The 19,159-nt window shown below is 61.9% G+C and carries 18 protein-coding genes; 5 read left to right on the top strand and 13 right to left on the bottom strand.

Going from position 1 to position 19,159, the window contains the following annotated elements:
* Window positions 1-134: 134 nt before the first annotated feature.
* From ACB030_RS13480 to ACB030_RS13455, 6 genes are read right to left on the bottom strand one after another with little or no spacing between them, the layout of a single operon-like run.
* Window positions 135-1,313 carry a hypothetical protein gene (locus ACB030_RS13480; RefSeq protein WP_371160428.1) on the bottom strand — a complete coding sequence of 393 codons (1,179 nt, stop codon included), beginning with the start codon at window positions 1,311-1,313 and terminating at the stop codon, window positions 135-137.
* Window positions 1,314-1,315: 2 nt separating this feature from the next.
* Window positions 1,316-1,978: a TonB family protein gene (locus tag ACB030_RS13475; RefSeq protein ID WP_371160426.1), complete on the bottom strand. Its 663-nt coding sequence runs from the start codon at window positions 1,976-1,978 to the stop codon at window positions 1,316-1,318.
* Window positions 1,975-2,376 carry a biopolymer transporter ExbD gene (locus ACB030_RS13470; RefSeq protein ID WP_025328850.1) on the bottom strand — a complete coding sequence of 134 codons (402 nt, stop codon included), beginning with the start codon at window positions 2,374-2,376 and terminating at the stop codon, window positions 1,975-1,977. Before ACB030_RS13470 ends, ACB030_RS13475 begins: the two co-directional genes overlap by 4 nt.
* Complete coding sequence (locus ACB030_RS13465) at window positions 2,373-2,903, bottom strand: MotA/TolQ/ExbB proton channel family protein (RefSeq protein ID WP_025328851.1); 531 nt, start codon at window positions 2,901-2,903, stop codon at window positions 2,373-2,375. The genes ACB030_RS13470 and ACB030_RS13465 overlap by 4 nt, the downstream gene beginning before the upstream one ends.
* Entirely contained in the window at window positions 2,900-4,195 is a 1,296-nt protein-coding gene (locus tag ACB030_RS13460; protein ID WP_371160423.1) for a MotA/TolQ/ExbB proton channel family protein, read from the bottom strand. Before ACB030_RS13460 ends, ACB030_RS13465 begins: the two co-directional genes overlap by 4 nt.
* Window positions 4,192-4,953: a DUF3450 domain-containing protein gene (locus tag ACB030_RS13455; protein ID WP_371160421.1), complete on the bottom strand. Its 762-nt coding sequence runs from the start codon at window positions 4,951-4,953 to the stop codon at window positions 4,192-4,194. The genes ACB030_RS13460 and ACB030_RS13455 overlap by 4 nt, the downstream gene beginning before the upstream one ends.
* A 212-nt stretch (window positions 4,954-5,165) precedes the next feature.
* Here ACB030_RS13455 and ACB030_RS13450 point away from each other — a divergent pair, with 212 nt between their 5' ends.
* A complete protein-coding gene (locus ACB030_RS13450; protein ID WP_371160419.1) occupies window positions 5,166-5,942 on the top strand; it encodes a LuxR family transcriptional regulator in 777 nt (258 codons plus the stop codon).
* Between the two features lie 61 nt (window positions 5,943-6,003).
* On the opposite strand, the gene glmS is transcribed toward ACB030_RS13450, so the two are convergent.
* Both glmS and ACB030_RS13440 read right to left on the bottom strand, forming a co-directional pair.
* Window positions 6,004-7,836, bottom strand: a complete 1,833-nt coding sequence (glmS, locus tag ACB030_RS13445) for a glutamine--fructose-6-phosphate transaminase (isomerizing) (RefSeq protein WP_371160417.1) — start codon at window positions 7,834-7,836, stop codon at window positions 6,004-6,006.
* A 54-nt stretch (window positions 7,837-7,890) separates the two neighbouring features.
* Window positions 7,891-8,664 carry a DeoR/GlpR family DNA-binding transcription regulator gene (locus ACB030_RS13440; RefSeq protein ID WP_139745121.1) on the bottom strand — a complete coding sequence of 258 codons (774 nt, stop codon included), beginning with the start codon at window positions 8,662-8,664 and terminating at the stop codon, window positions 7,891-7,893.
* A gap of 123 nt (window positions 8,665-8,787) precedes the next feature.
* Between ACB030_RS13440 and blrA the strand changes: the two genes are divergently transcribed.
* The 4 genes from blrA to creD all read left to right on the top strand — a co-directional run bounded on the left by blrA (window position 8,788) and on the right by creD (window position 13,327).
* Window positions 8,788-9,462, top strand: coding sequence for a beta-lactam response regulator transcription factor BlrA (gene blrA, locus ACB030_RS13435; protein WP_371160415.1), 675 nt, complete (start codon window positions 8,788-8,790; stop codon window positions 9,460-9,462).
* A gap of 61 nt (window positions 9,463-9,523) precedes the next feature.
* Entirely contained in the window at window positions 9,524-10,945 is a 1,422-nt protein-coding gene (gene blrB, locus ACB030_RS13430; RefSeq protein WP_371160413.1) for a beta-lactam sensor histidine kinase BlrB, read from the top strand.
* A 108-nt stretch (window positions 10,946-11,053) separates the two neighbouring features.
* Window positions 11,054-11,848 (top strand): class D beta-lactamase, encoded by a 795-nt coding sequence (gene blaOXA, locus ACB030_RS13425; RefSeq protein WP_303807181.1) that lies wholly within the window; start codon window positions 11,054-11,056, stop codon window positions 11,846-11,848.
* A 117-nt stretch (window positions 11,849-11,965) separates the two neighbouring features.
* Entirely contained in the window at window positions 11,966-13,327 is a 1,362-nt protein-coding gene (creD, locus tag ACB030_RS13420; protein WP_371160411.1) for a cell envelope integrity protein CreD, read from the top strand.
* Between the two features lie 49 nt (window positions 13,328-13,376).
* Here the strand turns inward: creD and glmU are convergent, their stop codons facing one another.
* The 5 genes from glmU to atpA all read right to left on the bottom strand — a co-directional run bounded on the left by glmU (window position 13,377) and on the right by atpA (window position 19,151).
* Window positions 13,377-14,738, bottom strand: a complete 1,362-nt coding sequence (glmU, locus tag ACB030_RS13415; protein ID WP_371160409.1) for a bifunctional UDP-N-acetylglucosamine diphosphorylase/glucosamine-1-phosphate N-acetyltransferase GlmU — start codon at window positions 14,736-14,738, stop codon at window positions 13,377-13,379.
* 93 nt (window positions 14,739-14,831) lie between these two features.
* Window positions 14,832-15,260: a F0F1 ATP synthase subunit epsilon gene (locus tag ACB030_RS13410; RefSeq protein ID WP_025328862.1), complete on the bottom strand. Its 429-nt coding sequence runs from the start codon at window positions 15,258-15,260 to the stop codon at window positions 14,832-14,834.
* Window positions 15,261-15,278: 18 nt separating this feature from the next.
* The gene (gene atpD, locus ACB030_RS13405) at window positions 15,279-16,667 is read right to left on the bottom strand and encodes a F0F1 ATP synthase subunit beta (protein WP_262113840.1); all 1,389 of its coding nucleotides are present in this window, start codon (window positions 16,665-16,667) and stop codon (window positions 15,279-15,281) included.
* Window positions 16,668-16,700: 33 nt separating this feature from the next.
* Complete coding sequence (atpG, locus tag ACB030_RS13400) at window positions 16,701-17,567, bottom strand: F0F1 ATP synthase subunit gamma (RefSeq protein WP_205642822.1); 867 nt, start codon at window positions 17,565-17,567, stop codon at window positions 16,701-16,703.
* Between the two features lie 42 nt (window positions 17,568-17,609).
* Window positions 17,610-19,151, bottom strand: a complete 1,542-nt coding sequence (atpA, locus tag ACB030_RS13395) for a F0F1 ATP synthase subunit alpha (protein ID WP_371160406.1) — start codon at window positions 19,149-19,151, stop codon at window positions 17,610-17,612.
* Window positions 19,152-19,159: the final 8 nt, after the last annotated feature.

Here is a 19,159-nt window from a genome sequence, read left to right as displayed (position 1 = left end):
TCGGCGTGTTCCGCTGTGCTGGTAGGGGCGCATTATAGGGAGCCGCGCCGGGATGACAAGGGCTTTTTGTAAAAATGCGTTCGTTTGCTGAAAAAGCAGGCTGAACCTCATGAAATGCGAGTTTTACCCCCGTTTCATGCAGCTTTTTTGTTCACCCCATCGGTCTGGGCCTGGATGTAGTTGACCCAACTGGTCGCCCGCTGCTGCCAGTTGTCCTGCTGTTGCAGCTCACGAGCCAACTCCAGCGCCTGGGCATACTGCTCCTTATTAAGATGTGCCTGCACCAGCAGTGCCTTGGCTCTGTTGCCCTGCTCACCCCTGGCTGACTTCATGGCCACCAGCTGGGTCATGGCGGCTTCTGTCTTGCCTTGTTGCAGCAACAGCTCGGCGACGCGCATGGCCGCCTTGGGCTGGGCATGCTGTTTGGCGAGCAGTTGCCAGCTATCCACCGCCTTGGGCCACTCGCGAGCACCTTCCCACAACTGGGCCAGCAGTTGCTGGTTCTCGGCACTCCCCTTCATCTGTCCCTTGGCCATGGCTGCTTCCAGCAGACGGGCGCCGCGATAGGGCAGCCCCTGCCAGGCATAGAGCCGGATCAGCTGGTTGCGGGCGGCCGCATCGTCCATCAGCTGGCGATCGATGGCGGTCTGCAACAGCGCCAGCGCCTGATCGCCACGCTTGGCAGAAAGGTTGAGCGACACCGCCTGCTGCCACCACTTGCTCTCTTTCGGTTCGTGGCGGATCAGCTCTTCCGCCTGTTCTGCCGCCACGCCATAACGTTGCAGGGCAGTGAGGGCGGAGAGGCGAATGATCGCCGTCTGCTTGTGCCAGCCTTTCTTCAGCAACTGCTCGCTCTGGCTGACCGCCTCGCCATATTGCTTGTTGTGGTAATAGAGGCCGGCCAGACGCAAGCGCAAGACATCGTCGGACTTGAGTGCCAGTGCGGCCTTGTAACTGGCGATGGCGCCTGACCAGTTTGATTGCTGCGCCTGGATATCCCCACGCAAACGCAGCAACTGGAGCTGCTGCTGCTCGGGCCACTCTTTATAGGCCAGCGCCTGTTCCACGTAGCGACTCGCCTGTGCGGTCTGCTGCAGGTTGGCCGCCAGTGAAGCCTGCAACTGGGCCAGCCAGGCGCGCTCGGCGTCGGAACCTGGCTTGAGCCCGGTCGCCTTGTTCTGAGCCTGTTGCCACTGACCCGACTGATAGAGCTTCATCACGGGCTCCAGCTGACGGGAGAAATGAGGGCTCACTTCCATGGCCAGACAGGCTTGGCTGACCAGGGCCAGCAGACAGATCCAGATCCGCAACATGGTTACGACTCCAATTTGAATTTGAGATTGATGGTTTGCACCAGCTTGTCGGTGGCACCCGGTCTTGGCTGGTAGCGCCACTTGCTGACGGCCTGAATCGCCGCCCGCTCGAACTGCCGCTTGGGTTTGGCGTCGATCACTTCCACATCCTGTACCCGCCCCTCGGCATCGACGCTAAAGCGCAGGGTCACCGAGCCCTCTATGCCAGCCTGCTGGGCCCGATAGGGATAGACGGGTTCGACCCGCTGCAAGGGGGTCAGCATGTCGCCGACCCCTATGCCCGCGCCCTGAGACTGACCATGAAAGCTGCCGCTCGCCACCGGGGTGGGGCTGGTTGCGACCCCGGGGGCAGATACCTGCACCGCGCTCAGGCTGGATACCAGATCCAGGCTGGGCTGCACCGAGGGCAGCGGGGCCGCCGCCGGCATGGGCATTGGCGTGGAGGCCAGGGCGGCGGGAGGCTCCGGCAAGGGTTCCGGCTCCTGGGGTACCGGGCGCTCGCGCACCTGCACCTCGGTCACCTCGTTCTGCATATTGATGACGATGGCTTTCTGCTCGGACGAGGCCTTCTCTCCCCGGGGGGGTTCCACCAACGTGGCCATGAACAGCAGGATCCCCAGGCTGAGGGCAATCCCCAGCCCCAGGCTCATCAGCTTGAACTTCATTTCGGCGCCACCGCCACGGCGATGTTGGCGATGCCTGCCGCCTTGGCTTCATCCATCACCCGCACCACCTTGCCATGGGGCACGCGCTCATCGGCCTGGATCACCAGGCTGGCATCGGGCTGCTCCGACAGCAGGCGGGCCAGACTGGCCTGCACCCGCTCCACATCCACCTGTTTGCGATCGAGGAAGATCTGCCCCTGAGCGCCGATCGCCAGCATGATGCTGGAGGACTTCTGCGCCTTGGCCTGGCTCGCCTGGGGCCTGTGCACCTCTAGCCCGGCTTCCCGTACGAAGGAGGTGGTCACGATGAAGAAGATCAGCATGATGAACACGATATCCAGCATGGGGGTCATGTCGATCTGTACTTCATCACGCTGGCGTTTGGATTGCCGTCTCATTGCATTACCTTCTCTTCTCGCAGGCCGTCCCGGGTCTTGGCCAGCGCACGCTTGGCCTGGCTCTCGAGACGACTGAGTAACAACACGCCGGAGAGCGCCACCACCATGCCTGCCATGGTGGGGATGGTGGCGCGGGAGATCCCGCCCGCCATGCTCTCCGGGTTAAAGCGGTTGGCGGCGGCCAACGCATCGAATACGCCTATCATGCCGGTCACAGTGCCGAGCAGGCCCAGCATGGGGCAGAGCACCACCAGGGTGCGGATGAAGATGAGATGGCGGTTGAGCTCGAGTTCGGCCTCGGCCAGCCAGCGGCTGCGGATCGCCTTGGCGTGCCAGCTGTGGCGCTCGCTGCGCCCCTGCCAGCGGCCGAACAGCTGCCGCTGCAGCGGGCCGAAGCCCAGGTTGAGGTAGAGCAACCGCTCGATCATCAGAATCCACATCAGCACCAGCAAGGCCAGGATGACCCAGAGCACGGGGCCGCCACGGCCCATGAAGCTCTGCAACTGTTGCCAGATGTCGACCATCATGCCACCCGCTCCATCCCGTCCCCGTTATTCTCGGCCCGCTCGGCCAGAATGCCGGCGACCTGCTGCTCCAGCACGTTGGAGAGCTCGGTGAAACGGGATTGCAGCAGGCTGTGGGCCAGGATCAGCGGAATAGCGGCCACCAGCCCCTGAACCGTGGTGATCAGCGCCATGGAGATGCCGCCCGCCATGATCTTGGGATCGCCGGTACCGAACTGGGTGATGGCCTGGAAGGTGCCTATCATGCCGGTGACGGTGCCGAGCAGCCCCAGCATGGGGGCGATGGCCGCGATCACCTTGACCATGCCGATGCCACGCTCCATTCGGGGCGTCTCCTGCAGTATCGCCTCGTCCAGCCTCAGTTCGAGGGTTTCCATGCTCAGCTCCGGGTGCTTGTCCGCCACCGTCAGCACCCGACCGAGGGCGTTGTCGGCGTGGTATTCGCCACTCTTGAGCTGGCGACGCACCAGGGTCAGTTCGCGGGAGAGGGTCCAGAGCCGCACGGCGGCAATGCCGAGGCCGATGGCGGCCAGCAGCACTATTATGGCGCCGACCTGGCCCCCTTGCTGGACTTGCTGCCAGAAGGTCGGTGCCTGGGCCTGCATCTCGAGCAGGACGCCGTGGGAGGGATCCAGCGGCAACGCCTCACCTTCCTTGCCCTGATAGGCGGTCAGCTCGGACAACAAACCGCCGGGCAGCCCCAATACCGGGCTCAACCCTTCGCCGCTCGGTTGCAGGAAGCCTTCGCTGCCAAACAGCGCGAAGCTGCCGACCCGGGTCAGCGCCTGCTCACTGGCAGCGCCCTGGGCATTGAGCACCTTGCCATCGAACTGAACAACCCGACCCGACTCGCGGATCTCCTGCAGCAAGGTGGCGGGCAGCAGGGCAAGGGCGGCGCGATCCGGCACCTGCTTGTCCTGGGCCATGGCCTTCAAGGCAGTCAGGCGATCCGGATACTGGCCCTGCACCGAGGAGTCTCCCAGCAGCTTGACCGCATCGCTGGCCCCCTGACGGGTCACCGCGAAGATCTCGTTCATGTCGCCGGAGGCTTGCTCCCAGCGGGTGTTGAGCTCGACCAGCTGCTTTTCATTGCTGGCAAACTGGCCGGCCAGCTCCTTGCTCAGGCGTTGGGCCTCGGCCAGCCTGGTGCGGGCACTGTGCAATTCGGTGGAGACAGATGCCAGATCCTGCTGTGCCTGTTGCTCGCGGGCCTGTTCCTGCTGTTGCCACTCTTCATTGGCAACAGCCAGATGGGAGCAGAGGGAGAGGGTGATCAGAAGGGGGAACCATTTCATGACTGAGCCTCCTGGCTACGTGCGACAGACAGGGGCAGATGCAACAGTTGCGGGACTTTCTTGTCGGCCGCCATGTCCAGCGCATCGGCAAGGGGGCTGAGCCACTCGCTATCCAGCGGCAACCAGGTCTTGCTCTCGGCGGACCAGCGCCACCCCTGGGTGCGATCGGCTGTCATGGCCAGCAGGGAGACGCGACCGAGCGCCAGCACATCGACCCGGCGCTCGACACCATCCAGCGCCAGCTGGGCGGGATAGGCGTCCATCCGGCTGCCGTATTCGGCTTCGATCTGGTAGGCCTGCAGCAGCTGGCGGAACTTCTCCGCCTCGCTCACGTCCGCCCGGGCCAGGGTCGCTTTCAACTGCTCGACCCGCGCCAGACGGTCCTCCTTGCGCAGGGGAATGTCATCCTGCACCAGCTGCTCCAAATCCGCCTGCATCTGCAGCATCAGGGGGATCAGGCCCTGCCGGGTCTCCTGCACCGCTTCCAGCTGTTGAGTCAGCTTGCCCAGCTCATTCTGCTGATCGGCCACCAGAGACTGCATGTAGCGGTTGTAGGCTTCCAAATCCCGCAGTTGCAGCTGGGCATTTTGCAGCTCCAGCCGGGCGGCAACGGCGGCATCGGCCGCCTTTTCTACGCGCTGCTGGGAGGCTTTCCCATCCGCGATGCTGTTTTTCAGTGCGGGCGCGACCAGATCGTCTGCCGAGGCGGCGAAATGAACGGCCAATGGCAACAAGGCCAGACCCCAGATCTTTTTCATGGTACACAATCTTAACAATGATAACTATTCTCATTGTCTCAAAGAGTAGTGCCAGTGGCAATCAGATGATTTTCTTGGCCTGTGGCCGAAAAAACAGGATACTTTTTAGACAAGCACGGGAATAACTGGCGTTGGTAGTCACAACACCTTTTTAAATAACTAAAAAATGTCTTTTCGATCAGGATGATAAGTGGTCGAAGAAGGAGACTTACATGTTTAACGATGCGATCTGGGAACACATAGATCGGTTCACCAAGGCCAAGAAAACCAGCGACATCCAGCAACAACTGGAGCGCTTCAGCCATCAGATGGGATTTGATTACTTCAGGTTGCTGATCATTTTCCCCATCAGCATGCAGAAATCACACGTGGCCTTGTTCAACAACTGTCCGACCAGCTGGTTCGAGGCTTACTCTGAACGGCACTACCTGACCCAGGATCCTGTGGTCTTTCTGGGCCTGAAGCAGACCCAGCCCATCTTCTGGAACAAGCTCGATTGCGACTCCCCCTGGCTGCCCAGCGCCAGCCGGGAAGTGATGAACCTCGCCGCCGACTTTGGCGTGAGAAACGGCGTCTCCTTCCCGCTGCACACCCCCCAGGGGGAACACGGCATCCTCTCCTTCATCAGCAAGGAAAAATCCAACTCCGACCTGATGTTTGAAAACGTTCCCATGCTGTCGTTCTGCGCCAGCTACATCTTCAATGCGGCGCTGCAGCTGATAAAGAGCAGGCCGGACCTGATGAAGCATCTGGCCGAGCTGTCGGATCGGGAGAAGGAGTGCCTGTTCTGGGCCAGCGAGGGCAAGACCTCCTGGGAGATAGCCACCATACTCGGCATCAGCGAGCGCACCGTGAACTTCCACCTCAATCAGGTCACCAACAAGACGGATTCGAAGAACCGCAACCAGGCGATCGCCAAGAGCATCTCCAGCGGCATCATAGTGCCTTCGCTGAACGACGTGACCATCACCAACCTGCGGCTCTCCTGAGCCGGTCCGCAGCAACAAAAAGAGCCGCTACAGCGGCTCTTTTTTTATGTCTGACAACGGCTTATTCCACTGTCACGGATTTTGCCAGGTTGCGCGGCTGATCCACGTCCGTGCCCTTGATCAGGGCGACGTGGTAGGAGAGCAACTGCAACGGCACCGTATAGACGATGGGGGCTATCATCTCTTCCACGTGGTTCAGGCTCATCACCCTCATGGTCTCGTCGCTCTTGAAGCCGGCATCCGCATCGGCGAACACGTAGAGGATGCCGCCACGGGCACGCACCTCTTCCACGTTGGACTTGAGCTTCTCCAGCAGATCGTTGTTCGGCGCCACCACTATGATGGGCATCTCGGCATCGATCAGCGCCAGCGGGCCGTGCTTGAGCTCACCGGCGGCATAGGCCTCGGCATGGATGTAGGAGATCTCTTTCAGCTTGAGCGCCCCCTCCATGGCGATGGGGTACTGGCTGCCGCGACCGAGGAAGAGGCTGTGGTGCTTGTCGGCGAACTCTTCGGCCAGGGTCTCGATCTGCTTGGCCAGGGCCAGGCTCTCCTTGATGCGCAGCGGCAGGGCTTGCAGCGCCTTGACCAGTTCGGCTTCGGCCTCGGCACTCAGGTGGCCGCGGCAGTGACCGACGGAGGCCACCAGCATCAGCAGGCCGGCCAGCTGGGTGGTGAACGCCTTGGTGGAGGCGACGCCAATCTCGGCACCGGCCCGGGTCATAAAGGCCAAGTCAGATTCCCGCACCAGGGAGGAGCCCGGCACGTTGCAGATGGCGAGCGAGCTCATGTAGCCGGACTCCTTGGCCAGGCGCAGGGCCGCCAGGGTGTCGGCTGTCTCGCCGCTCTGGGACAGGGTCACCAGCAGGCTGTTGGGGCGCACCACAGACTTGCGATAGCGGAACTCGGAGGCGATCTCAACGTCGCAGGAGACGCCGGCTATCTCTTCGAACCAGTAGCGGGCCACCATGCCGGAGTTGTAGGAGGTGCCGCAGGCCACGATCTGGACGTGCTCCACCTTGTCGAAGATGGCGCGCGCGCCGTTGCCGAACGACTCGACCACCACGTGATCGCTGCCCAGACGCCCTTCCAGGGTGTTGGTGATGGCCTTGGGCTGCTCGTAGATCTCTTTGAGCATGTAGTGGCGGTACTCGCCCTTGTCACCGGCATCGTGGGAGAGCTCGGACTCCAGCTCCTCGCGCACCACGGCATTGCCCTGGGTATCGAAGATGTGCACGTCGCGGCGGGTCACTTCGGCCACGTCACCCTCTTCCAGGAAGATGAAGCGGCGGGTCACCGGCAGCAGGGCCATCTGATCGGAGGCGATGAAGTTCTCACCGATGCCGCGGCCGATCACCAGGGGCGAGCCGGAGCGGGCCACCACCACGCGGCTGTCGTCACGGCTGTCCATAACCACAGTGCCGTAGGCACCGCGCAGCTGCTTCACCGTGACCTGCATGGCCGCCAGCAGGCTGGGGGCGGATTTCAGCTCGTGGTGCACCAGGTGGGCGATCACCTCGGTGTCGGTGTCTGAGCTGAACTCATAGCCCATGCCCTGCAACTGTCTGCGCAGCTCTTCGTGGTTCTCTATGATGCCGTTGTGCACCACCACTATATGCTCGGAGACGTGGGGGTGGGCATTACGCTCGGACGGCTCGCCATGGGTCGCCCAGCGGGTGTGGGCTATGCCGGTGCCGCCGTGGACGGACTGCTCTTCCAGCGCCTTGGCCAGCTCGGCCACCTTGCCGAGGCGGCGTACCCGCTGCAGCGGCTGGTTGGCGCTGAACACGGCCACACCGGCGGAGTCGTAGCCGCGGTATTCCAGACGGCGCAGGCCTTCTACCAGGATTTCAGCCACATCACGTTGGGCCACTGCCCCGACGATGCCACACATAGACTTCTCCTTGAAATGTAAGACGTTAATTCGATTGGATAATAGATGTTTGGGTCAAACCGCCACTGGGGCGCAGATCAGTGCTATCCCCCTGGCCTGAATCTGTGCTCTGGCCTCTCCGTCCAGCCCCTCATCGGTCACCAGGGTATGGATGCTGGACCAGGGCAGCTCGAGATTGGGGATCTTGCGGCCTATCTTCTCCGACTCGACCATGACGATGACCTCGCGGGACACCTCGGCCATCACACGGGAGAGGCCCACCAGCTCGTTGAAGGTGGTGGTGCCCCGCTCCGGGTCTATGCCGTCGGCGCCGATGAACAGCTGGTCGAAGTCATAGGAGCGCAACACCTGCTCCGCCACCTGACCCTGGAAGGATTCGGAGTGGGGATCCCAGGTGCCGCCGGTCATCAGCAGAGTGGGCTCGTTCTCCAGCTCGCGCAGGGCACCGGCCACATTGAGGGAGTTGGTCATCACGATGAGGCCGCGCTTGCTGCCCAGCATGGGGATCATGGCGCTGGTGGTGCTGCCGCTGTCGATGATGACGCGGTTGTGATCGCGGATGCGCTCGGCGGCGGCACGGGCTATGGCCAGCTTTCGTTTCGAAACTTGATCCGGGTTGCTGTCCACCACCATCTCGCTCGGCAGGGGCACGGCACCACCGTAACGACGCAGCAGCAGGCCGCCGGTCTCCAGCACGGCCAGATCCTTGCGGATGGTCACTTCCGAGGTGGAGAAGTGCTTGGCCAGGGCATCGACGCTGACTTCGCCCTGTTCCTGCACCAGGGTCACTATGGTGTGACGGCGCTGTTGTGTATTGCGTTTGGTCATCTTAAAGTTTCGATTCGAAAGAATGTCGAAATATTAATACCTTTTTGGGAAAAATCAAACGGCAAATAGGATCCGATTTGGTTCGATGCCAGAATGGTCAGGCCGATTTATGACGAGGACGCCATGCAAAAACGAGTCATCTGGCTGGTGGAAGATGAGGCCAGCATCGCCGACACCCTAATCTATGCCCTGCAGACCGATGGTTTCGAGGTGGAGTGGTTCCCCCTCGGCCAGCCGTTGCTGGTGCGACTGGAACAGACGCGACCGGATTTTCTGATCCTGGATGTGGGGTTGCCAGACATCGGCGGCTTCGAGCTGTGCAAGCGGGTGCGGGCCCTGACCGACACGCCCCTGATGTTTCTCACCGCCCGCAGCGAGGAGATAGACAGGTTGATCGGGCTGGAAATCGGGGCCGACGACTATGTGGCCAAGCCCTTCTCGCCGCGGGAGGTGTGCGCCAGGGTGAGGGTGATACTGCGCCGCAGCCAGCCCATAATCCCCCAACCGAGCCAATTGTTGGCACTGGACGAGGAGCGGGCCCGCATCTGCTTCCACGGTCAACCCCTGACCCTCACCCGCTACGAATACCTGCTGCTCAAGACTCTGATGCAGGCGCCGGGCCGGGTCTACTCCCGCCAGCAGCTGATGGATCTGGTGTGGAGCGGGGCCGAAGAGAGCCTGGATCGCACCGTCGACACCCACATCAAGACCCTGCGCGCCAAGCTGCGGGAGCGGGACGCCGAGGCCAATCTTATCCTGACCCACCGCGGGCTGGGCTACAGTCTGGAGCTGGCATGAACCACAGGGGATCGCAACGGCCAGGCAGGCCAGGGCAGCGGAACCACAGAGGGGCACGACCATGAGGATAGGGTTGCAACTGCTGTGCGGTCTGGTGCTGATCTTCGCGCTGGCTGCCTGGTTCGTGCTGGAGATCTTCGTCGAGGAGATCAAACCCGGGGTGCGCAGCGCCACCGAGGATACCCTGGTGGACATGGCCCAGCTGCTGGCCCCCCTGGCCCTGGACGATCTGCAGGAGGGGAAGATGGCGGATGGCCGGCTGGCCAGCGCCTTTGCCCGCCTCAACCAGAGCCCCATCAACGCCCTGATCGACGGCCACCTCAAGCAGCAGGCGGAGTACCGCATCTATGTGGTCGACGCCAAGGGCAAGGTGGTCTATGACTCGGACGGGGTGGATCTGGGCAAAGACTACTCGCGCTGGAACGACGTCTACCGCACCTTGCGCGGGGAGTATGGCGCCCGCAGCACCCGCAGCGATCCTGACGATCCCGCCAGTTCGGTGATGCACGTGGCCGCCCCCCTGCGCGAAGGGGACGAGATCCTGGGTTCCCTCACTGTCGCCAAGCCCAACCGCACCCTGCTGCCCATGATAGAGCGCAGCGAGCACCAGCTGTTGCAGGGGGCGGCCCTGCTGCTCTGCCTCTCGCTGCTGATCGGCGCCCTGCTGGTGTGGTGGCTCACCCGCGCCATCGGCAAGCTGGTGCACTACGCCGATGCGGTCAGCCAGGGCCAGCCCGCCAGCCTGCCGAGGCTCCACAGCCCGGAGCTGGACCGGCTCGGCCACTCCCTCGAGACCATGCGCCGCCAGCTGGACGGCAAATCCTACATCGAAGCCTATGTGCACAGCCTGACCCACGAGCTCAAAAGCCCGCTGGCCGCCATTCGCGGGGCAGGGGAGATCCTCGCCGAGGCACCGCCCCCCGAGGTGGCGCGGCGCTTTATCGGCAACATCAATCTGGAGACGGCCCGCATGCAGCAACTGATCGAGCGCATGCTGCAGCTCGCGCGCCTCGAATCGGGGCAGGGGTTGGACAGACAGGCCATAGCCCCCGCCACACTGGGCAGGCGGGCTCTGGATGCCCGCCAGATAGTCGCTGCCCGTCGTCAGGTAGCCCTGGCGGCAGAGCTCGCCGACGCCCCCAGGCAGAAGTGGGATCCCCTGCTGGTGGAGCAGGCCCTGGGCAACCTGCTGGACAACGCCCTCGATTTCTCACCCGCCGGGGGTCAGATCCGGCTAAGCGGCGCCCTGGAGCAGGGGGGCTACTGCTTCCGGGTGCGGGATCAGGGACCCGGCATCCCGGACTATGCGCTGCCCAGGATCTTCGAGCGCTTCTACTCCCTGCCCAGACCCGACAAGGGCAAGAGCAGCGGCCTCGGGCTCAGCTTTGCCGCCGAAGTGGCTCGCCAGCACGGCGGCCGGCTGACCCTGGGCAACCAGCCGGAAGGCGGAGTGCTGGCCGAACTCTGGTTGCCCACGGCTTGAGCCACGGACTTCACACCGAGCACACAGAGCAGGGCTAAGCTGCGCCTCCTCAGATAGGGTCCCGCCCGGACCCGTTGATACGCGTTCTGATGAATCAAGGAGATGTTCATGTCCCGCATTCTGTTGTCCGGCCTGCTTGCCGCCGGCCTCTTCTGTACCTTGCCCGCCAGCGCCACCACGGGCTGCCTGCTGTTTGCCGATGGCAGCGGCAAACCCCTCAGCGCCCAGGGTGACTGCGCCAGCCAGCTGACGCCCGCCTCCACCTTCAAAATCCCCCTCGCGCTGATGGGCTATGAGAGCGGCTTCCTGGTGGATGAACAGTTGCCTGCCCTGCCATTCAAACCCGGTGACCCTGACTTCCTGCCGGAGTGGAAGCAGACCACCACCCCGAGCAACTGGATGAAATTCTCGGTGATCTGGTATTCCCAACGCCTCACCGAGTGGCTGGGAGAGGCGCGCTTCCAGCAGTACGTCGACCGCTTCGACTACGGCAACCGGGAGCTGTCGGGCAACCCGGGCAAGCACGACGGTCTGACCCAGGCCTGGCTCAGCTCCAGCCTCGCCATCAGCCCCCAGGAGCAGGCCCGCTTCCTCGGCAAGCTGGTGAGCGGCAAGCTGCCGGTCTCCGCCGAGGCGGTGCGCCGCACCAGCACTCTGCTGCGTCAACCCGACATCGATGGCTGGCAGATCCACGGCAAGACCGGCATGGGCTATCCCAAGCTGCTGGATGGCAGCCTCAACCGGGATCAGCAGATCGGCTGGTTCGTCGGCTGGGCCAGCAAGCAGGACAAGAAACTCATCTTCGTGCACACAGTGGTGCAAAAACCCGGCAAGCAGTTCGCGTCCCTCAGGGCAAAGGAAGAGGTGTTTGCCGCCTTGCCAGCAGAGCTGAAGAAACTCTGATCCCCAACCGGCGCCAGGCGCCGGTTTTTTTATCCTCCTTCACTCCCACTTCACAGGGCCCCATCCCCGCTTCACCCGACCAGGGCACAGTCGACCCCATCAACAAGGAGAGGCGTCATGGTCAAACAGATATTCACCCACAAGATAACGCTGCTGCTGTTGCTCAGCCTGCTGCTGATGATCCCGGTTCACTCCATCATGGAGCTGAACCGGGAGCGTCAGGCCTACCGCAGCCAGGCCATCCACAGCATCATGGCCAGCAGCAGTGGTCCGCAGCGCTTGCTGGGACCTGTGCTGGTGCAACCCTATACCCGGGCCGTCACCGTCGAGCAGGATGGCAAGCGCTTCGTGCACGAGGAGCGGGTCTATCGCTACCAGCTGCCGGACAGGCTGGATGTGCGGGCCAGCATGGAGGTCACCCCGCGCAAGCTCGGCATCTATCAGGCCCAGGTCTATCACGGCCGGCTCTCCCTCTCCGGCCGCTTGCCAGCCAGCCTGGCCGACAAGGTGCTGGTGGCCGGCAACCCGGATCTCAGCTTCGACGCCGCGGATCCCGCCCTGATCCCGGGCAAGCCCTACCTCAGCCTGGTGCTGTCCGATGCTCGCGGCATCAGCAGCGTGCCCGAGCTGCAGCTGGGGGAGCGGCGCATTCCGTTCGCCCCCGGTGCCTTGCTGGGTGACGGCCTGGCCGGTATCCATGCTCCGCTCGACAGCCTGCCCGGGGAAGATGGTCGCTTTCACATCGAGCTGAACCTGCAGGGCATGAATGCACTCGAGGTGGTGCCGATCGGCCAGGACAGCAGGTTCAACCTGAGTGGCAACTGGCCCCATCCCAACTTCATCGGCGATTTTCTGCCCGGCAACCGCACCCTGAACGATCAGGGGTTCGACGCCGGCTGGCAGACCAGCTGGTTTGCCACCGACATGGAGCGGCGCTTCACCCGCATGATGAAGGGGGCGGGGGCCGAGTTACCGACCTTCAGCGTCAGCCTGGTGCAGCCGGTGGATCACTATCAGCTGAACGAGCGGGCCGCCAAGTACGCCCTGCTGTTCATCGGCCTCAGCTTCCTCAGCTTCTTCATGTTCGAGCTGCTCAAGGGGCTGCGGGTGCACCCGATCCAGTACGCCCTGGTGGGCATGGGGCTGGCCATCTTCTATCTGGTGCTGTTGGCGCTGACCGAGCACCTCGGTTTTGGCTGGGCTTATCTGGTCGCCAGCCTCGCCAGCGTGTCGCTCAATGGCTTCTACCTCAGCCATGTGCTGGGGGGGCCGCGTCAGGGACTCGGCTTCGCGGCCCTGCTCGGGCTGGTCTACGCCATCCTGTTCGGGCTGCTGCAAGCCGAGGAGATAGCCCTGCTGCTCGGCGCCCTGCTGCTGTTCGCCATCCTGGCGCTCGTCATGGTGCTGACCCGCAAGCTGGACTGGTATGGGGTGATGGGCAACCCGCCCCCTTCTCCAGCCCCGGACCAGGAGAGCTGAAAACAAAACCGGCGCCCTCAGGCGCCGGTTTCATTTCATTGATCGGGCATCACTTCTTCTTGACCGGGCGGGCCCAGTTCTTGATGTGGCGCTGGGGCACCCGGGTGATCACCAGCTCGTGCTCGGCCACATCCTTGGTGATGGTGGAGCCAGCCCCCAGGGTCGCCCCCTTGCCGATGCGCACCGGCGCCACCAGCTGGGTATCGGAGCCGACGAAGACGTCATCCTCTATGATGGTCTGGAACTTGTTCACCCCATCATAATTACAAGTGATGGTGCCGGCACCGATATTCACCTTGGCGCCGATGTCCGCATCCCCCAGGTAGGTCAGATGACCACACTTGGAGCCGACCCCGAGCCGGGATTTCTTCATCTCGACGAAGTTGCCGACGTGGGCATCCTGCTCCAGCACGGCACCCGGGCGCAGACGGGCGAAGGGGCCGACCGAGCACTGATCCGCCACCAGGGCACCCTCGATGACGGAGTAGGGTTTCACCTCGCTGTGATCGCCAATCTCGCAATCCTTCAGCACGGCGCCTGCACCTATGCGCACATGGTTGCCGAGCTTGACCTTGCCCTCGATGATGACGTTGACGTCGATCACCACCTCCTCCCCGATCTCCAGGGTGCCGCGCAGATCGAAGCGGGCCGGATCGATCAGGGTGACCCCGGCGATCATCAGCTTCTCGGCCTGCATCTGCTGATAGCTGCGCTCGAGGGCCGCCAGCTGGACCCGGTTGTTGGCCCCTTCCACCTCCATGGCGCTGTCCGGATGGACGGCGGCGATGGGGCAGCCATCCCCATGGGCCATGGCGATCACGTCGGTCAGATAGAACTCCCCCTGGGCGTTCTTGTTGTCCAGGCGCGACAGCCAGCCGCTCAGCTGGGCGCCATTGGCCACCAGCACACCGGTATTCACCTCGCGGATGGCGAGCTGTTCGGCGTTGGCATCCTTCTGCTCGACGATGCCGACCACCTGGCCGCTCTCACGGACGATACGGCCATAGCCGGTGGGGTTGTCCAGCACCACGGTCAGCAGCGCCATGCCGTCGTCGGCCTTGGCGGCCAGCAGCCGTTGCAGGGTCTCGGGCTGGATCAGCGGGGTGTCGCCGTAGAGCACCAGCACGTCATCCTCATCCTGCCAGAACGGGATCGCCTGGGCGACCGCATGGCCGGTGCCCAGCTGCTGCGCCTGCAACACCCAGTTGAGATCCGGGGCGGCGATCCGCTCCTTGAGCAGCTCGGCGCCGTGGCCATAGACCAGGTGCAGTTGCTCGGCACCTATCTGGCGGGCGGTGTCGATCACATGGGACACCATGGGTTTGTTGGCGACAGGGTGCAGCACCTTGGGCAGAATGGAACGCATGCGAGTACCTTTACCCGCAGCCAGGATCACGACGTTGAGAGACATAGCCAGCCTTTGAAACATGAGGAAATGCTCGGCGGAGTCTATCCAACGGGCAAAAAAAAAGCGACCCGAAGGTCGCTTTTTGCATCACCGTGATTAGCGGTAATTCTTTTTGACGATATCGATAACCCGCAGCTGGGCCATTGCTTTGGCCAGCTCGGCAGACGCCTGAGCATAGTCGATATCACCATGGGAGCTGCTGATCCGCTCTTCGGCACGACGCTTGGCTTCCTGGGCTTTCGCCTCATCCAGGTCATCGGCACGAATGGCGGTATCGGCCAGCACGGTCACGGCTTCGGGTTGTACTTCCAGCATGCCGCCGGAGATGTACAGCACCTCTTCGCTACCATTTTGCTTGATCAAGCGGACCAGGCCCGGCTTGATGGCAGTCAGCAACGGAGCATGACCGTGGCGGAGACCCAGCTCACCCTCGGAGCCTGTTACCTGGGCTGATTGCACGCGACCGGAAAACAGTTTTCCTTCGGCGCTCACCACATCCAGGTGAAAGGAGATCATCTCAGCCATGGGCCCTCCTATCGAGGCTTACAGTTTCTTGGCTTTCTCGACGACTTCGTCGATGCTACCAACCATGTAAAACGCCTGCTCGGGCAGATCGTCGTACTCGCCTTTCAGGATGCCCTGGAAACCACGAATGGTCTCTTTCAGCGGCACGTATTTGCCCGGAGAACCGGTAAATACTTCGGCCACGAAGAACGGCTGGGACAGGAAACGCTCGATCTTACGGGCACGGGATACAGTCAGTTTGTCTTCTTCTGACAGTTCATCCATACCCAGGATGGCGATGATGTCCTTCAGCTCCTTGTAGCGCTGCAGCACGATCTGCACACCACGAGCGGTCTCGTAGTGATCCTTGCCTACCACCAGCGGATCCAGCTGACGGGAGGTGGAGTCCAGCGGGTCAACGGCCGGGTAGATACCCAGTGCCGCGATCTGACGGGACAGAACGATGGTCGCATCCAGGTGGGCGAAGGTGGTCGCCGGAGACGGGTCGGTCAAGTCATCCGCAGGCACGTAAACGGCCTGGACTGAGGTGATGGAACCAGTCTTGGTGGAGGTGATACGTTCTTGCAGAACACCCATCTCCTCGGCCAGGGTCGGCTGGTAACCTACTGCGGACGGCATACGGCCCAGCAGTGCGGATACTTCAGTACCGGCCAGGGTGTAACGGTAGATGTTGTCCACGAAGAACAGCACGTCACGACCCTCGTCACGGAACTTCTCGGCCATGGTCAGACCGGTCAGCGCCACGCGCAGACGGTTTCCGGGCGGCTCGTTCATCTGACCGTATACCAGGGATACTTTGTCCAGTACGTTGGACTCCATCATCTCGTGGTAGAAGTCGTTACCCTCACGGGTACGCTCACCCACACCGGCGAATACAGAGTAACCACTGTGTTCGATCGCGATGTTACGGATCAGCTCCATCATGTTGACGGTCTTGCCTACACCGGCACCACCGAACAGACCGACCTTACCACCCTTGGCGAACGGACAAACCAGGTCGATAACCTTGATGCCGGTCTCCAGCAGCTCGGCGCTGTTGGACTGATCTTCGTAGCTGGGGGCTTCGCGGTGGATGGACCAACGCTCTTCTTCGCCGATCGGACCCTTCTCGTCGATGGGCTCGCCCAGTACGTTCATGATACGACCCAGGGTCGAGGTACCAACCGGTACCTGGATGGCCTTGCCGCTGTTAACTACTTCCAACCCACGACGCAGACCGTCGGAGGAACCCATGGTGATGCAACGAACGACGCCGCCGCCGATCTGTTGCTGAACTTCCAGTACCAGACCCTGGCCTTGGCCTTCGCTGATGACTTTCAGTGCATCGTACACCTGGGGCACGGCATTCTGCGGGAACTCGATGTCCACGACAGCGCCGATGATTTGGACGATGAAACCGTTACTCATGTCAAATCCTCTAAACCTTTGATAACCCTTGCCTTACACCGCAGCAGCACCGGATACGATCTCTGTCAGTTCCTGGGTAATACTGGCCTGACGGGCCTTGTTGTACACCAGTTGCAGATCGTTAATCAGGTTGCCGGCGTTGTCAGTCGCGGCTTGCATGGCAACCATTCGGGCTGCCTGTTCACTGGCCAAGTTTTCTACCACACCCTGGTACACCTGGGATTCGACGTAGCGAATCAACAGGGTATCCAGCAGCTGCTTGGGATCCGGCTCATAGAGGTAATCCCAGTGGTTCTTCTTGTTCAGCTTGCTGTCTTCTGTTACGGGCAAAGGCAGCAGTTGATCGACTTTTGGTTGCTGAACCATGGTGTTGACGAACTTGTTGTACACCAGGTACAGCTTGTCAATCTCACCGTTGTCGTAAGCCTTCAGCATGACCTTGACTGAACCAATCAGGTCATTGACGCTCGGGTTGTCACCCAGTCCGGAGACGTGGGCTTTCACCTTGGCGCCGTGCCGCTCAAAGAAGTTGGAGGCCTTGCTACCGATCAATGCCAGGTCAACCTTGGCACCTTTCGCGCTCCATTGCTTCATATCGTTGAGGGCGGCTTTGAACAGGTTGATGTTCAGGCCGCCACACAGGCCACGGTCGGTGGAGACGACGATGTAACCCACTCGCTTGACCTCACGTTCGATGAGGTAGGGGTGCTTGTATTCCAAGTTCCCCTGAGCGATATGGCCGATCACCTTGCGCATGGTTTCAGCGTACGGACGGCTGGCAGACATGCGTTCCTGCGCACGGCGCATCTTGCTGGCTGCCACCATTTCCATAGCGCTGGTGATCTTCTGAGTGTTCTTCACACTCCCGATCTTGTTACGTATCTCTTTTGCGCCGGCCATCTCTTCTCTCCATCAGGTGGCAGCTCGCGCTGCCACACACGCTTACCAGGTCTGGGTTGCCTTGAAGCTATCCAGCAACGCAGTCAGCTTGCCAACGATCGCGTCGTTGTAGTCGGCCTTGGCATTGATTTCAGCCATCAGCTCAGCATGCTGGGTATTGGCGTAAGAGAGCAGAGAGGCTTCGAAGTCGACGATCTTGCTCAGTTCGACATCGGCGAGGTAGCCCTTCTCGGCGGCGAACAGCACCAGAGACTGGTGAGCCACGCTCATCGGAGAGTACTGCTTCTGCTTCATCAGCTCGGTCACTTTCTGACCATGGTCAAGCTGCTTGCGAGTCGCATCGTCCAGATCGGAGGAGAACTGGGCGAAGGCCGCCAGCTCACGATACTGGGCCAGCGCGGTACGGATACCACCGGACAGCTTCTTGACGATCTTGGTCTGAGCGGCACCGCCCACACGGGATACGGAGATACCCGGGTCAACCGCCGGACGAATACCGGAGTTGAACAGCTGAGTGGTCAGGAAGATCTGGCCATCGGTGATGGAGATCACGTTGGTCGGAACGAACGCAGACACGTCGCCGGCCTGGGTTTCGATGATCGGCAGCGCGGTCAGAGAACCGGTCTGGCCAGTCACGGCACCCTTGGTGAACTTCTCGACGTACTCGACGTTGACGCGGGAAGCACGCTCCAGCAGACGGGAGTGCAGATAGAAGACGTCGCCCGGGTAGGCTTCACGTCCTGGCGGACGGCGCAGCAGCAGGGAAATCTGGCGATACGCTACGGCCTGCTTGGACAGGTCATCATAGATGATCAGCGCGTCTTCACCGCGGTCACGGAAGTACTCACCCATGGAGCAACCGGCATAAGGAGCCAGGTACTGCAGGGCAGCCGCTTCGGAAGCAGATGCAACGACCACTATGGTGTTGGCCAGGGCGCCGTGCTCTTCCAGCTTGCGCACCACGTTGGCGATGGTGGAGGCCTTCTGGCCAATCGCAACGTAGACGCACTTAATGCCGGAGTCTTTCTGGTTGATGATGGTGTCGATCGCGATGGCGGTCTTACCAACCTGACGGTCACCGATGATCAGCTCACGCTGGCCACGACCGATAGGGATCATGGCATCGATGGCTTTCAGACCGGTCTGGACTGGCTGGTCAACAGACTTACGCTCGATAACGCCCGGGGCAATCACTTCGATCGGCGAGTAGCCGTCGTTGTCTACCGGACCCTTACCGTCGATCGGCTGACCCAGGGTGTTGACCACCCGGCCCAACAGACCACGACCGACCGGCACTTCCAGAATACGGCCGGTACCTTTTACTTTCATCCCTTCCGCCAGGTTGGCATAGGGACCCATGACAACGGCACCAACGGAGTCACGCTCCAGGTTCAATGCCAGAGCGAAGCGGTTACCCGGCAGCTCGATCATTTCACCCTGCATGGCATCGGCCAGACCGTGGATACGAATGATACCGTCGCTCACAGAGACGATGGTACCTTCGTTACGCGCTTCGCTTTTGACATCAAACTGCGCAATGCGCTGCTTGATCAGCTCGGCGATTTCAGTGGAATTCAGTTGCATGCTCTAAT

Source organism: Aeromonas sp. S16(2024), from assembly GCF_041403065.1.
Classification (GTDB): domain Bacteria; phylum Pseudomonadota; class Gammaproteobacteria; order Enterobacterales; family Aeromonadaceae; genus Aeromonas.
This window is presented reverse-complemented; position numbering and strand designations above follow the sequence as displayed.

Excerpts from the sequence above, each read along its gene's own strand:
- ACB030_RS13480 (WP_371160428.1), bottom strand. The coding sequence starts at position 1,313 with ATGTTGCGGATCTGGATCTGTCTGCTGGCCCTGGTCAGCCAAGCCTGT.
- ACB030_RS13475 (WP_371160426.1), bottom strand. The coding sequence starts at position 1,978 with ATGAAGTTCAAGCTGATGAGCCTGGGGCTGGGGATTGCCCTCAGCCTG.
- ACB030_RS13470 (WP_025328850.1), bottom strand. The coding sequence starts at position 2,376 with ATGAGACGGCAATCCAAACGCCAGCGTGATGAAGTACAGATCGACATG.
- ACB030_RS13465 (WP_025328851.1), bottom strand. The coding sequence starts at position 2,903 with ATGATGGTCGACATCTGGCAACAGTTGCAGAGCTTCATGGGCCGTGGC.
- ACB030_RS13460 (WP_371160423.1), bottom strand. The coding sequence starts at position 4,195 with ATGAAATGGTTCCCCCTTCTGATCACCCTCTCCCTCTGCTCCCATCTG.
- ACB030_RS13455 (WP_371160421.1), bottom strand. The coding sequence starts at position 4,953 with ATGAAAAAGATCTGGGGTCTGGCCTTGTTGCCATTGGCCGTTCATTTC.
- ACB030_RS13450 (WP_371160419.1), top strand. The coding sequence starts at position 5,166 with ATGTTTAACGATGCGATCTGGGAACACATAGATCGGTTCACCAAGGCC.
- glmS (WP_371160417.1), bottom strand. The coding sequence starts at position 7,836 with ATGTGTGGCATCGTCGGGGCAGTGGCCCAACGTGATGTGGCTGAAATC.
- ACB030_RS13440 (WP_139745121.1), bottom strand. The coding sequence starts at position 8,664 with ATGACCAAACGCAATACACAACAGCGCCGTCACACCATAGTGACCCTG.
- blrA (WP_371160415.1), top strand. The coding sequence starts at position 8,788 with ATGCAAAAACGAGTCATCTGGCTGGTGGAAGATGAGGCCAGCATCGCC.
- blrB (WP_371160413.1), top strand. The coding sequence starts at position 9,524 with ATGAGGATAGGGTTGCAACTGCTGTGCGGTCTGGTGCTGATCTTCGCG.
- blaOXA (WP_303807181.1), top strand. The coding sequence starts at position 11,054 with ATGTCCCGCATTCTGTTGTCCGGCCTGCTTGCCGCCGGCCTCTTCTGT.
- creD (WP_371160411.1), top strand. The coding sequence starts at position 11,966 with ATGGTCAAACAGATATTCACCCACAAGATAACGCTGCTGCTGTTGCTC.
- glmU (WP_371160409.1), bottom strand. The coding sequence starts at position 14,738 with ATGTCTCTCAACGTCGTGATCCTGGCTGCGGGTAAAGGTACTCGCATG.
- ACB030_RS13410 (WP_025328862.1), bottom strand. The coding sequence starts at position 15,260 with ATGGCTGAGATGATCTCCTTTCACCTGGATGTGGTGAGCGCCGAAGGA.
- atpD (WP_262113840.1), bottom strand. The coding sequence starts at position 16,667 with ATGAGTAACGGTTTCATCGTCCAAATCATCGGCGCTGTCGTGGACATC.
- atpG (WP_205642822.1), bottom strand. The coding sequence starts at position 17,567 with ATGGCCGGCGCAAAAGAGATACGTAACAAGATCGGGAGTGTGAAGAAC.
- atpA (WP_371160406.1), bottom strand. The coding sequence starts at position 19,151 with ATGCAACTGAATTCCACTGAAATCGCCGAGCTGATCAAGCAGCGCATT.